The sequence below is a fragment of the Photorhabdus tasmaniensis genome (assembly GCF_011189505.1).
In the GTDB taxonomy this organism is placed as follows: Bacteria; Pseudomonadota; Gammaproteobacteria; order Enterobacterales; family Enterobacteriaceae; genus Photorhabdus; species Photorhabdus tasmaniensis.
Map to the genome: position 1 here is coordinate 70413 of NZ_PUJU01000020.1, position 13054 is coordinate 83466.

The 13054-nt window shown below is 41.2% G+C and carries 14 protein-coding genes and 1 tRNA gene; 8 read left to right on the plus strand and 7 right to left on the minus strand.

All coding sequences use genetic code 11. From position 1 onward, the window contains the following. The first annotated feature begins 16 nt into the window (after nucleotides 1–16). A complete protein-coding gene (yeiP, locus tag C5471_RS11440; protein ID WP_133812623.1) occupies nucleotides 17–589 on the plus strand; it encodes an elongation factor P-like protein YeiP in 573 nt (190 codons plus the stop codon). A 231-nt stretch (nucleotides 590–820) separates the two neighbouring features. Here yeiP and C5471_RS11445 read toward each other — a convergent pair whose 3' ends face one another. Next, nucleotides 821–1138, minus strand: a complete 318-nt coding sequence (locus C5471_RS11445; RefSeq protein ID WP_242688668.1) for a hypothetical protein — start codon at nucleotides 1136–1138, stop codon at nucleotides 821–823. A gap of 439 nt (nucleotides 1139–1577) precedes the next feature. On the opposite strand from C5471_RS11445, the gene C5471_RS11450 reads away from it, so the two are divergent. Next, nucleotides 1578–2282: a phosphatase PAP2 family protein gene (locus tag C5471_RS11450; protein WP_133812622.1), complete on the plus strand. Its 705-nt coding sequence runs from the start codon at nucleotides 1578–1580 to the stop codon at nucleotides 2280–2282. Between the two features lie 359 nt (nucleotides 2283–2641). Beyond that, nucleotides 2642–3235 carry a bifunctional murein DD-endopeptidase/murein LD-carboxypeptidase gene (mepS, locus tag C5471_RS11455; RefSeq protein WP_133812621.1) on the plus strand — a complete coding sequence of 198 codons (594 nt, stop codon included), beginning with the start codon at nucleotides 2642–2644 and terminating at the stop codon, nucleotides 3233–3235. 62 nt (nucleotides 3236–3297) lie between these two features. Here mepS and C5471_RS11460 read toward each other — a convergent pair whose 3' ends face one another. From C5471_RS11460 to rsuA, 3 genes are all read right to left on the minus strand, one after another. Beyond that, entirely contained in the window at nucleotides 3298–3642 is a 345-nt protein-coding gene (locus C5471_RS11460) for a YejG family protein (protein ID WP_133812620.1), read from the minus strand. Between the two features lie 560 nt (nucleotides 3643–4202). Continuing rightward, nucleotides 4203–5396: a Bcr/CflA family multidrug efflux MFS transporter gene (locus tag C5471_RS11465; protein ID WP_133812619.1), complete on the minus strand. Its 1194-nt coding sequence runs from the start codon at nucleotides 5394–5396 to the stop codon at nucleotides 4203–4205. An 81-nt stretch (nucleotides 5397–5477) separates the two neighbouring features. Next, complete coding sequence (rsuA, locus tag C5471_RS11470) at nucleotides 5478–6185, minus strand: 16S rRNA pseudouridine(516) synthase RsuA (RefSeq protein ID WP_133812618.1); 708 nt, start codon at nucleotides 6183–6185, stop codon at nucleotides 5478–5480. Nucleotides 6186–6462: 277 nt separating this feature from the next. Between rsuA and radD the strand changes: the two genes are divergently transcribed. Next, the gene (gene radD / locus C5471_RS11475) at nucleotides 6463–8220 is read left to right on the plus strand and encodes a DNA repair helicase RadD (protein ID WP_133812617.1); all 1758 of its coding nucleotides are present in this window, start codon (nucleotides 6463–6465) and stop codon (nucleotides 8218–8220) included. A gap of 146 nt (nucleotides 8221–8366) precedes the next feature. Then, the gene (gene rplY, locus C5471_RS11480; RefSeq protein WP_133812616.1) at nucleotides 8367–8651 is read left to right on the plus strand and encodes a 50S ribosomal protein L25; all 285 of its coding nucleotides are present in this window, start codon (nucleotides 8367–8369) and stop codon (nucleotides 8649–8651) included. A gap of 71 nt (nucleotides 8652–8722) precedes the next feature. On the opposite strand, the gene yejK is transcribed toward rplY, so the two are convergent. Next, complete coding sequence (gene yejK / locus C5471_RS11485; RefSeq protein WP_133812615.1) at nucleotides 8723–9727, minus strand: nucleoid-associated protein YejK; 1005 nt, start codon at nucleotides 9725–9727, stop codon at nucleotides 8723–8725. Between the two features lie 273 nt (nucleotides 9728–10000). Here yejK and C5471_RS11490 point away from each other — a divergent pair, with 273 nt between their 5' ends. The 3 genes from C5471_RS11490 to C5471_RS11500 all read left to right on the plus strand — a co-directional run bounded on the left by C5471_RS11490 (nucleotide 10001) and on the right by C5471_RS11500 (nucleotide 12152). Next, the gene (locus C5471_RS11490) at nucleotides 10001–10228 is read left to right on the plus strand and encodes a YejL family protein (protein ID WP_036772527.1); all 228 of its coding nucleotides are present in this window, start codon (nucleotides 10001–10003) and stop codon (nucleotides 10226–10228) included. A gap of 32 nt (nucleotides 10229–10260) precedes the next feature. After that, a complete protein-coding gene (gene yejM / locus C5471_RS11495; RefSeq protein ID WP_166295876.1) occupies nucleotides 10261–12000 on the plus strand; it encodes an LPS biosynthesis-modulating metalloenzyme YejM in 1740 nt (579 codons plus the stop codon). 75 nt (nucleotides 12001–12075) lie between these two features. Further along, a tRNA-Pro gene (locus C5471_RS11500) sits at nucleotides 12076–12152 on the plus strand. Nucleotides 12153–12315: 163 nt separating this feature from the next. On the opposite strand, the gene C5471_RS11505 is transcribed toward C5471_RS11500, so the two are convergent. Beyond that, on the minus strand, nucleotides 12316–12663 hold the full coding sequence (locus C5471_RS11505; RefSeq protein ID WP_339959280.1) for a recombinase family protein: 348 nt from the start codon (nucleotides 12661–12663) through the stop codon (nucleotides 12316–12318). Continuing rightward, on the minus strand, nucleotides 12642–13054 hold a 413-nt coding region (locus C5471_RS11510), incomplete at its 5' end, for a tail fiber assembly protein (RefSeq protein ID WP_166295879.1). The genes C5471_RS11505 and C5471_RS11510, both read right to left, overlap by 22 nt.

Below are 13054 nucleotides of genomic sequence, written 5' to 3' on the forward strand. Positions count from 1 at the left end.
TTATGGAAGGTTACATATGGCTAAAGCCAACGAAATTAAACGCGGTATTGCCGTCAGTTATAATGGTAAGTTACTGCTAGTCAAAGATATTGATATTCAAGCACCAAGCGCCCGGGGAGCTAGTACACTATATAAAATGCGTTTTACCGATATCCGCACCGGTCAAAAAGTGGAAGAACGTTTCAAAGGCGATGATATCATTGATACGATTAGCCTAACTCGTCGCAGCGTTAATTTTTCCTATATTGATGGCGATGAATATGTCTTCATGGATGATGAAGATTTCACGCCTTATCATTTTAAAAAAGAACAAATCGAAGAAGAGTTGCTATTTATTCCAGAAGGTGGCCTGCCAGGTATGCAAGTTCTGACAATAGAAGGACAGGTTATTGCCCTTGAACTGCCGCAAACAGTCGACATGGTTATTGAAGAAACTACCCCCGGAATTAAAGGTGCCTCAGCCAGTGCGCGGACAAAACCTGCAAGAATGAGTACCGGGTTGACCGTTCAAGTACCTGAATATATCAGTAACGGCGAAAAAATCCGTATTCATATTGCAGAACGTCGCTATATGGGGCGTTGTGATTAATAACATTAGCTAATCCTAAGTTGCTCTGTATAAAACAGAGCAACTCATTTTCGATTATTTCATTAATTATCCGCTTTCCCTTATCATTTAGGCATGATTTAAATTTCCAAATAAAATGCGAGCGTAAATTCGCTATTAATTTTCATTAACATTGCTCAAAAATGAAAAATAAAATTCCAAATACCCTTCAATTAAATATTGAAGAAATAATATTTAAGATTGCTCTTAATATCAATTATAGGAAATTGTAACAATTCCGATTTTCTTTTCTCCTTTTACCCATTTAATTTCTGTCACACCAATTTGGTGTGGTAAATAAAAATAAACATCATTTTGGAAATCCAATTTTCGTCGCTGGGTAATTTTATCTCCTTTTCGCCAGCAAATGGTATCAGTCCAGTGATCATGCCAATCAAAACGACACGGTGATTCAACAATTGTACCTGAAAAGTGAATAACCCCTGTCCCTGATCTTGTCTCTGACTCACTACTCACAACATCAGGAATCATCAGGAAAAAACAACCCACCATAATCCGGAACATAGACATAAAACCCTCACCATAAGACAGCATTGTTTGCTGAGATTTCCAAATGTAAAATCAATCTGGAAATCGGAAAAATTTACGAGTCCATGCTATTGGTAACGGCTACTTTTGTTGTTTTTTCACTGTTTTTAGCTTTTAAAACTGATTAAAACATTTACATCTTTTAACATGAAAATTATCAGAAGTAATTATCAATAAATTAAAAATTTATAACTTTAAATATCCTCACCATCACTCAATAAAAACGGAAAAATTGAGCATAAATATTTACCAAATCAAATAAGCATCTGAAGGAAAAAGCACAAAACAGATAAAAAAACCACCAAATTAACTTATGATAGGAACTGGATCCATGACATTATTACCTAACATTTGTTATATTAACCTACATAATTATGAGCTGGATTATTACTGAATTTTACTTTTAACAAATAGGTATCCTATGACACGCAGTCACCCATTTGCCATATTTACACTTAACCTGTTAGGGATCGCTTTATTTCTCTCCTGGTATTTACCAGAACACCACGGTTTTTGGTTAAATATCGACTCCTCAATCTTCTACTTCTTTAATGAGAAATTAATACCAGGTTCAAAATTTACAGAGTTTGTCGCATTTACGAATATCAGGGCCTTCGATGTAATTTCACTTTTCTGTACGGGATTACTTTATTATAGCGTATTTCGTAAGCAGAATTACGCAGGCAAACGCAGATTATTCATGATTGGCCTGGTCATGCTGATAAGCGCAATTATACTTAACCAAATCAGTCATCAGCTCCCTGTCATTCGTCCAAGCCCGACATTAACATTTGATAATATCAATCGCATTAGCGAAATGACTAATCTGATGACTAAGGATTCATCCGGCGATAGTTTTCCAGGCGATCACGGATTAATGCTACTCATTTTCAGCTGCTTCATACTTCGCTATATCTCAGTTAAAGCATTCTCCATTGCATTACTGATTGTCGTCATGTTTGCGTTACCTCGTATTATGGCGGGAGCACACTGGTTTACTGATATTGCAGTCGGCTCTTTATCTGTGGTTCTCATTGGAACAAGTTGGCTATTATTAACACCATTAAGTGACATAATGATTAACTGGTTAGATAAGAATCTACCGCAAATTGGTCGTCCGATATAAAACCCTTCTCACATGCCCTTTTTATTGAAGAATATTGGGAAGGTATTTAACCCTCCTGATTGCTCATAAGATCCACATAAATAACATAAATTAGCAACATCCCTAATCTCCCGTACTGAGAAATCTAATTTTTTGTAAATTATGCCATTAAATACTCGCCTTTTCCTGATTGTTTCTGTACTCTCGGTCTGAATAACATTTATTGTAAATATCGTTATGAAACGTGGCATCCGGCGCGTTTTTACACCAAACGTGTTGTTTACTTATTTGCTTTTTCTAACACCAGGCTTCGAAGCGTTTGATATTTTTCAATAATAGCGACCAACTTAAGGTAAGGATAGCAAGGGAAAACAAGAATAATGGTCAAGTCTCAACCGGCACTGAGATACATTACGCGGCTGATACCCGCGCTGTTCGTCGCGATCACGTTATCCGCGTGCAGCTCACCAGATTCGTCAAAGTTTCGCAATACACAAACTGATACGCATGCAGTAAACGGTAAGAACGGTTTCTTACTTCAAGCGTCTCAGGATGAATTCGAAGCACTGGTTCGTAATCTGGATATAAAATCTAAAATTCTTAGCCAATACAATGGCTGGAAGGGGGTTGCCTATCGACTCGGCGGCAATACTAGACGCGGTATTGATTGTTCTGCCTTTGTTCAACGTACTTTCCGTGACCAGTTCGGTATGGAACTACCTCGTTCAACATTCGAACAACAAAACATTGGCAAAAAAATCGACCGCTCAAAATTACGTCCTGGCGATCTGGTTTTATTTAAGACAGGTGCCCGTACCAGGCATGTCGGTATCTATGTTGGCAATGACCAATTCGTTCATGCCTCCACCAGCAATGGTGTGATTGTTTCCAGATTAAACAGCACATACTGGAGCAAACGTTATTACGGTGGTCGCCGGGTCATCAACAATAGCATAATGCCTTCTAACGGCTAAGAATTCTTTCCCTTGCGTACAAAAAAGCGCTTCCATCAGAGGAAGCGCTTTTCGCGTTTATATCAGAATGGGTAAAGAGCTGTTATCTTTTCAGCAATCGCAGCACCCAGTGTCTTCAAACGACACATAACCGCACTCTCGTCTTCACTATCAACAAACAAGCACGGCTGACCTTCCCACTCAATCACAGTACTTTCAATTTGCATATCAGCAAGTGATTGCTGTAATTTTTGCATAATATTCCATGCAGCCATATCTTCGTGGCTGAGTAACTTCAACCCCATCAGGCTGCTTTTTACATTCACTTCATCAACTGGAAGTGGTTCAACTTTGATACCCGCAAAACCGGGTGACCACCTGTAACTTTGCGGTAGTCGATGTACCACCGAAAGCTGAATATTATTCACAAATTATTCCTACCTGAAAGAACATAGATACAAAAGTTAAAATTAGCGACTATCTTCAGGTGTTCTACTCGCCAAAACCGAATAACTACTCCCCCAAAAAGGTAAACAAAAAGTTAAATTTGTGTTTATAGTATTACATTAATTTCAAACTTCACCTTAGAAAAAATGAGATCAATCTCGCATTTTGCATATATTTATACTTTTTTAAAAGAAAACTCAACTTGTTTTTATGCAAAAAACCAACTGTATGTTTAATTATTGCTTACATATTTTATTTTTTCAACTCAACTCTTTAACATAAAAATCAAACAAGAACTGCAAGAAATAGATAACAATATGTTTTATAAGGAAAAACTAATAACCATCTAATGATAACGCTCTTGAATATTTTTTCATTTAACAAAAATACAACAACAAACTTATAATCACCATCAATATATTAACAATCACTCATTCCCACAGAAAAACAATTCGGAATTTCCTTACATTTACAGCTTAATCTCTCAGCCTAATCCAAATCAATAATCTCACCAGACATCATTCTGTAATAAAATTATGCTTCAATGACACACACGACCTCTTTTGGCGTATATAACAAACAGCGCAGCCAAAATAACACATAAAACCATAGAACCAACCATTGGCCAGGCACTACGCGCAGGTAACATGGCAAGTAATATCCCAACCAAAGCACTAATCCCAAAACGAATGGTACCTGCCAGCGAAGATACAGTCCCTGCCATATGAGGGTAATCATCTAAAACCACCGCCATTACATTAGATGTAATCATAGCAATACCACAGACATAAGCTGCCACACCGATGACCAGAGAAATAAAACCAAAATCCAGTACGGTAGATAATAACAACCAAATCCCCATAATAAACTGTACACTTAAACCAAAATACATCATTCTCAACGCACCAAAGCGCTGTACATAACGACTATTTATTGTTGTCATCACAAACAGAAATACGATATTAAGCGCAAAATAATAACCAAATTTCTGCGGCGACACACCATTCAACTCAATATAAACAAACGGCCCGGCACTGAGAAAAGAAAACATTCCCGCAAACGAAAATCCGCTGGCAAGCATGTAACAAAACACACGGCGCTGACGGAATAACATAATAAACTGACTTATAGTTGTGCGAAGGTGAAACTTTTGTCTTTTCTCTTTCGGTAAAGTCTCTTTTATAAAGAAAGCGACAAGAAATACCCCAATAACAGCAGTGATGGCAATACTCCAGAAAATAGCATGCCATGTGAACCAAATCATCATCATGCCACCAAGAATTGGAGCAATTAATGGTGCAATGGTCATTACCAATATGACAAAAGACATACTGCGTGAAAATTCATCTTTCGTGAACATATCCCGCATCAAAGCATTAATAACAACACTCGCAGCGGCGGCGGAAAACCCATGCAAAAACCGCATATAAATAAAATCGTCAATATCCTTGGCTATCGTACACGCGGCTGAAGCCAGAGCAAACACAATAACACCACCCAGAATAACCGGCTTACGGCCCAAACTGTCAGCCATTGGGCCATATATCATCTGACCGATAGCAAAACCAAGAATATAACTACTCAATGTCATCTGAACCCGCCCACTATCCACACCGAAATCTTCGGCAACAGTCGGCAAACTGGGCAAATACATATCAATGGCAAGAGGCATTAACATAGAAAGCAGCCCAAGGATCAAAATCAACCCTAAATAGGATGATCGTTGTTGTTGCACGCGTATTACTCCAATAATTTAAAATGAGTTCGCTCTTGGCTACAAAGAGCAGCAAATACAATAGCGCTAACGGAATGGGCGCTAAGATTGAGGAACATTGATACTGGTAATTTCTTGATCAGTTAACGGTCGGTACTCCCCTGGTTCCAACTCAGGATCTAAGATAATTTCACCGATTCGCTCACGATGAAGCTCTGTTACCCGATTACCTACCGCTGCAAACATGCGTTTTACTTGATGGTAACGCCCTTCACTGATAGTCAGACGAGCTAATTGAGGTGCCAAAATTTCCAGTTGAGCGGGTTTTGTCAGTGTTTTTTCACCATTGAGTTGGACACCCGCAAGAAATTTATCTGCGGTCCCTTCTGCAACAGGACACTCAAGAGTGACCAGATAGGTTTTTTCACAATGATGTTTTGGGGAAGTAATACGATGGGACCATTGACCATCATCAGTCAGCAAAACCAGACCCGTGGTATCCATATCCAGCCTGCCAGCCGTGTGTAATTTATGCGCCGCTGGTTCATCAATAAAATAGAGAACCGTCGGATTCACCGGATCATCGGTGGAACAGACATACCCCTGCGGTTTATTTAGCATAAAATAGCAAGGCCCTTGCTGCTGTTCCAATAATGAACCATCAAACATGACCTGTTGCTCTGGCGTTAATTTATAAGCTCCGGTTTTTACAATCTCATCATCAACAGTGACACGCCCCGCACGCAACTCACGCCCCACTTCATTCCGGCTGATACCAAGCTGTTGTGACAGAAATTTATCCAATCGCATGAGATGAAGATACCTGTATTAAATTAATTCAAAAATAAACGTGACTCTACTATCCTGAGACTACAACGCAAAGCCACCAAAAAAGAGGGTATGAGATGAATTCAAAAACTTTCAAAGCTAATCATAACCATGTTTACTATAAACGACAATTATCTATTTGTTATAACGGGTTATCGTTTCATTCAATCAGATAATTATCTTACCCTACTTCTATCCACAGCAAATTGATAAGAAAAATGTTACCCTTTCGCGAATATTTTTCTGTTGCGGAACGAATATGACTTTCACTTTACGTCCCTATCAGCAAGAAGCCGTGGATGCTACCATTAATCATTTCCGGCACCATCATGAGCCCGCAGTCATTGTGTTACCAACCGGAGCAGGTAAAAGCCTGGTTATTGCTGAACTGGCAAAATTAGCTCGAGGAAGAGTCTTAGCATTAGCGCATGTAAAAGAATTAGTTGCACAGAATTACCACAAATATTGCGCATACGGTTTACAAGCAGATATTTTCTCAGCAGGATTGCAGCAGAAGCAAAGTTCAGGAAAAGTGGTTTTTGGCAGCGTGCAATCTGTCGCCCGTAATCTTAAACATTTTGATAATCAATTTTCTTTGCTGATAATTGATGAGTGCCATCGTATCAGTGATGATGAAAACAGCCAGTACCAGCAAATTATTCATCACCTTCGGCAAAATAACCCACAACTCCGTATTCTTGGCTTAACAGCGACACCTTACAGGATGGCTATCGGCTGGATATATCAATATCACTATCACGGCATGATCCGCGGTGATGAAAATAGTTTTTTCCGTGATTGCATATATGAATTGCCATTGCGTTATATGATTAAACACAGTTTCCTGGTCCCTCCGCAGCGACTGGATATGCCAGTTATGCAATATGATTTCAGCCAAGTCCGCACCAGTCAACAAGGTATTTTCAATGAAACGGATTTGAAGCGTGAAATCAAACGACAAAAACGCGTCACACCTCATATTATCAGGCAGATCATTGAATATTCGGCTGACCGTAAAGGCGTTATGCTTTTTGCTGCAACCGTCGAACATGCCAAAGAGATCTTTCAATTACTTCCTTCCGGCCAGGCCGCATTAGTCAGTGCCGATACATCAACCCCCGATCGTGATCTGTTTATCGACGCCTTTAAAGCTCAACAATTGCGCTATATGGTTAACGTTGCCGTATTAACTACCGGATTTGACGCACCTCATGTCGATCTGATAGCCATCCTGCGCCCTACCGAATCCGTCAGCTTATATCAGCAGATTATTGGCCGTGGTTTAAGATTATTTCCGGGTAAAAAAGATTGCCTCATTCTCGACTACGCAGGAAATCCTCACGATCTTTACACACCGGAAGTTGGCAACAGTCGGCCAAATAAGCAGAGCCAACCGGTTCAGATATTTTGCCCTATCTGTAACTTTGCCAATATATTTTGGGGAAAATGCACCTCCGACGGTGAAATTATCGAACATTTTGGACGCCGCTGTCAGGGCTGGGAAGATGATCAACACGGCAAACGTCGTCAATGCGATTTCCGCTTTCGTTTTAAACTCTGTCCTCATTGTGGTGTAGAAAATGATATTGCAGCGCGACGTTGTCATAGTTGCCAAGAGGTGCTGGTCGATCCCGATGATATGCTGAAAGCGGCATTAAAACTCAAAGATGCCCTGGTACTGCGTTGCGGTGGTATGCAACTCATCCCAGGAACTGACAGTAAAGGAGAATGGCTGAAAATCATCTATTACGATGAAGATGGCACCGATGCCTCTGAACGCTTCCGGCTTACAACCCCGGCCCAACGACAGCTCTTTGAGCACCAGTTTCTCCGTCAGCATCAACGTGCCCCAGCGGTACCTTTTAACTGGAAAACGGTTTCAGACATCGTTAATCAACAACCTTTATTACGTCATCCCGATTTTGTCGTCGCCCGTAAAAAAGGTCAGTTCTGGCAGATTCGTGAAAAGATCTTTGATTATCAAGGACACTTTCGCCGGGCAGATGAATTGTATTAATAAGCCCCAATTGACGTATTCCATTTGCTGTCACAACCATTTTTCGCTAGAATGCCGCCCGTTTAGCGTCCGCGTTAAACCAAATCCCGAACCTGCTGCTGGGTCGCCTGTAGCAGGATTTATTTTCTTCTTTAAAGAGAAAAATAATGTTTACTATTAATGCAGAAGTCCGTAAAGAGCAGGGCAAGGGTGCGAGCCGCCGCCTGCGCAGAGCTAACAAGTTCCCAGCTATCGTATATGGTGGCAACCAGGAGCCTGTTTCTATTGAGCTGGATCACGATCAAGTTATCAATATGGAACAAAAAGCAGAATTTTATAGCGAAGTTCTGACTCTGGTTATCGACGGTAAAGAAACTAAAGTTAAAGTGCAGGCTGTACAGCGCCATCCGTTTAAACCGAAACTGGCGCACATTGACTTCCTGCGTGCTTAATTAGCCACAGTCGAGCTTTTCGGGACGCCGAGTGAATAACGCCGCATTTGCGGCGTTATTTATTTCAGGTATCAATGACCACCACTGCGGCGCTGTAACTGGTCACGTAAATTTGGCGGCGTGCCCTTAATGGTTAAAGTGTCCGTTACCGGGTCCCAGAAAACTCTTTCGCCAAATAACATTGCATCGAAATTAATTGTCAATCCGCCACCGCTTCCGGCAAATTTAGTTAACTGACGCAATGTACTACGATCTGCTGGAAAACAGGCTTCCAATTCATATCCTTGTTCCTGAGAAAATTGCTGAAAACTCTGCTCGCCAACTGTTGGCAATTCCTGAGACAACTCCTTAATCTCAATTTCCTCTCCTGCCTGCAATTGTTCATTACAATAGCTGTATACTTGCTGGCGATATGCCTGGCGCTCATTTTTATCAAGCTGACCTGACTCACAATAATCATCAACGGCCTGTAACAGCCCCTTATTCTGAACCTTAGCATTCATCCCTTCACTGGCAGCAAGAAAATCCATAAAGAAATCTGAAACCTTACGTCCTACCCGCCCTTTCAGGAACGTTAAATAACGGCTTGATTCGGGGTTAGTTTCCCACTCAGTCAAATCTATACGAGCAACAATATCAGCATGAGGAATATCCAGATAATGCGTGGTATTTAGATCCAGATTATCGTTAACAGACATACTGTTACAGCTATTAAGTACCGCAATCAACAAATACTCTACCGCCAGATAGCGATACTGACAGAACAAGACCGTCCCACCTTCGGCAAACGGATATTTTGCCAGTTCATCCCTCAGACGTGCCGTTGCTGCACGACTGAACCCAAGAAAATCTTCATCACCTTTACGCTGATGTCTGAGCGCTTCTGCCAATTCACTCTCTTCATTAAACAGGCCGTAAGCTTTGCTTTTTGCGCTATATACACGGTGTAATTCAGCCATCATATCTTCCACCACGCGATCAGTGGCAAGCAGAGAATCACGCAGCACGACATCCAGCGTCTGTTCATCACGCTTGATTAATTGATGCAAGGCAATTTGGTCTATTTGCAGACTCATTCTTTCTACTCCTTTTGCTGCTTATTTCATTCGCATCTAACGGCGTATTCAAACACTGATAACCCACTGCTGCAATAAAAAACCCCGGGAAAAATAATGTTTCGCCATGTTCCATCAACTATTATTGACTGACAGATATCAGAAAATTGCTAAAGACACGCTATTACTGCAACATAAAATCTTAACCGTGAATTAATTTGCCACAAAAGAGCAGAAAATCACGCACCTATACGGTAAGATAGTGTGCTTTGTTAGTTTAGGAAGTCTAAATTTATGCCACAGTCATCTCGTTATAGTGACGAACACGTTGAACGTTTATTAACAGAATTAGTCAGTGTTCTGGAAAAAAACCATACGCCGACAGACCTTTCTCTGATGGTACTTGGCAATATGGTAACAAATTTAATCAATACGAGTGTGTCTCCTGCCCAGCGCAGACATATTGCCGACTCGTTTGCACACGCGCTTAAATCTTCAGTAAACGAAGATAAAGCCCATTAATTTTTAACTAAAGATCATAACGTAAACAAAATATGGTGACTAGCCGTCAGCGTTATCGTGAAAAAGTGTCCCAGATGATTAGCTGGGGGCATTGGTTTACCTTGTTTAACATCCTGCTTAGTCTTGGATTAGGTAGCCGTTACCTGTTTGTTTCTGATTGGCCGGGCTCGCTGCTTGGCCGAGTCTATGCTTTGACCAGTTGGCTTGGGCACTTTAGTTTTATTGTTTTTGCCGCTTATCTGCTGATCCTGTTTCCACTGACATTTATCGTCATGTCACAGCGCCTGCTAAGGTTTCTTTCGGCCATTTTCGCCACCGCCGGGCTGACACTGTTAATATTCGACATTACCATCTACCACCGTTTCCACCTTCACCTAACACCGTTAGTTTGGGATTTAGTTATCAATCCTGATCAAGGAGAACTGGCGCGGGACTGGCAACTTATGTTCATCTGTATTCCAGTCATTTTTCTGATACAGATGTTATTTGGCACCTGGAGTTGGCAGAAACTACGCAGCCTGAGTCGGCAACGGTTTGGCAAGCCATTGGCTGCCGTCCTTATTTCTGCCTTTTTGGCTTCCCATATGATGTATATCTGGGCTGATGCTAATTTTTATCGTCCGATAACCATGCAGCGCTCTAACCTGCCGCTCTCTTATCCAATGACAGCGCGCAAGTTTCTTGAAAAGCATGGCCTGCTGGATCAACAAGAATATCAGCGCCGTCTTATGCAACAGGGGGATCCTGCTGCATTAACAGTGGAATATCCGCTTAATAATCTGACTTATCAGGATAAAGGCAGCGGATACAACCTGTTAATACTGGTGGTTGATGGGCTAGATAATAAAGACATTGCAGAGAATATGCCTGTACTCTCCCATTTCAGAGAAACCAACATTCAGTTCAATCAACATTTCAGTAATGGTATTCGAAATGATACCGCCCTATTCGGGCTATTTTATGGTATTTCTTCTGGCTATCTGGATGGAATACTTGCTGGGCGTAAATCATCAGCACTGATTAATGCACTGACTCATCAGGGATATCAATTCGGCTTATTCTCCTCTACAGGATTTAATACTCCACTTTATCGTCAGGCATTACTTTCTGACTACTCATTGCCCACAGCGGTCAACCAAAGTAATCAACTTACGGTAACACAATGGCAGCAATGGCTGAATTTACCCACAAATAACTCCCCATGGTTTTCCCTCTTGAAAATGAGGGGACTGGATGAAACTGACGCACAGGGTAATACGGCGGCTCTTGATATTCAAATTGGTGCTGTATTGGAGACGCTGAAAAACAAAAATGCGCTAAATAATACGGTCATTGTTATTACCGCCGCGCATAGTGAAATCGCAGCTACGCATCCAACAAAATGGATAAATAATGACAGATTTAATCGTGATCAAATGCATGTTCCCCTGCTTATTCATTGGCCTGGAACACCATCACAGGCCATTGATAAGCTGACAAATCACCAGGATGTCATGACAACATTAATGCAGCGTTTGCTACATGTCAGCAACTCTCCTGATGATTACTCCCAAGGCGAAGATCTGTTTACAGCGCAACGTCATAGCCCGTGGATTATTACCGGTGATAATGGTTCTCTAATCATCACAACCAGTGAGAATACTCTGTTTCTGGATAAAAACGGTGATTATTCCTTATATGACCTTGAAGGTAACGAAGTCAAAGATGCTAAACCCAATCTGGCACAACTGTTACAGATACTCACAGAGGTTAAACATTTTATAGCTAATTAAATGCTTAAAAATCAATCGGTCATTGCATTTAATACTTGCTTTAATTCATAAAATCAGTAGTATAATAAAAGTTATCGGCATGTAGCGCAGCTTGGTAGCGCACCGTCATGGGGTGTCGGGGGTCGTAGGTTCAAATCCTATCATGCCGACCAAATTTCCCTAGAAAAACCAACCAGTTATGGTTGGTTTTTTTATTTGCGGGATTTGGTTGGGGAAAAATAGGGGCAAAACTGGGGAAAAACCCCGCTTCCATATCTGACATTTGCCACAATTAACAAACCATCTCCCCTCACCCAAAAACATAAAATTATCTAATTATTTTTTGATTGTAATTATTGCAGGCAAATACTTATACACCGTAGACAGTGACGTATTATAAATCAGTGATAGCTGTTTACGTGTGTGACCTTTCGCCAGCAATCTTGCAGCTTGTTGTTGTTCAACAGATGAAAACGATACTGGTCTTCCTCCAACTCTTCCCTTTGCTCTAGCTGCGGACAATCCGGCATTTGTTCTTTCAACGATTAACTCCCGCTCCATTTCAGCCAACGCACTCATCATATGAAAGAAGAACCTTCCCATAGCTGTGCTAGTGTCAATGCTGTCAGTGAGGCATATAAGCCGGTCACCCGGCTTTTGTCTTATTTCGGCACTGGCGGCCACTGCACATCAGGTGCTTGATTCACATCTACACGAGTGAGTAATACTCTGTACTTCTTCCATTCAAGCAAAGCGGCTTTCTCTGAGTCTGTAGCAACCTCCAAGTCAACCGAGTCTTGCAATAGAGACAGTGTTTCATTTGCCTGTTGTAACAGTGCTGCTTGCTGTTGCTTGGCTTCATCAATCTGATGCGATTTGAGAAGGTCTTTATCTACTACCCATTCTTTACCGTTCCACTTGTCAAAATCAGTGGGCGGTTTCTTGAATGTGAGCGTATCCGGTAATTCCCCGATTTCAGATATCTCAGTAGCCGCGCGAGTTTGCGTGTCGTAAGCGGTTTTACCCCGGTAATCAGGTAAGATTTCCCAACAGAGTTTATCTTCGCTACGACAAA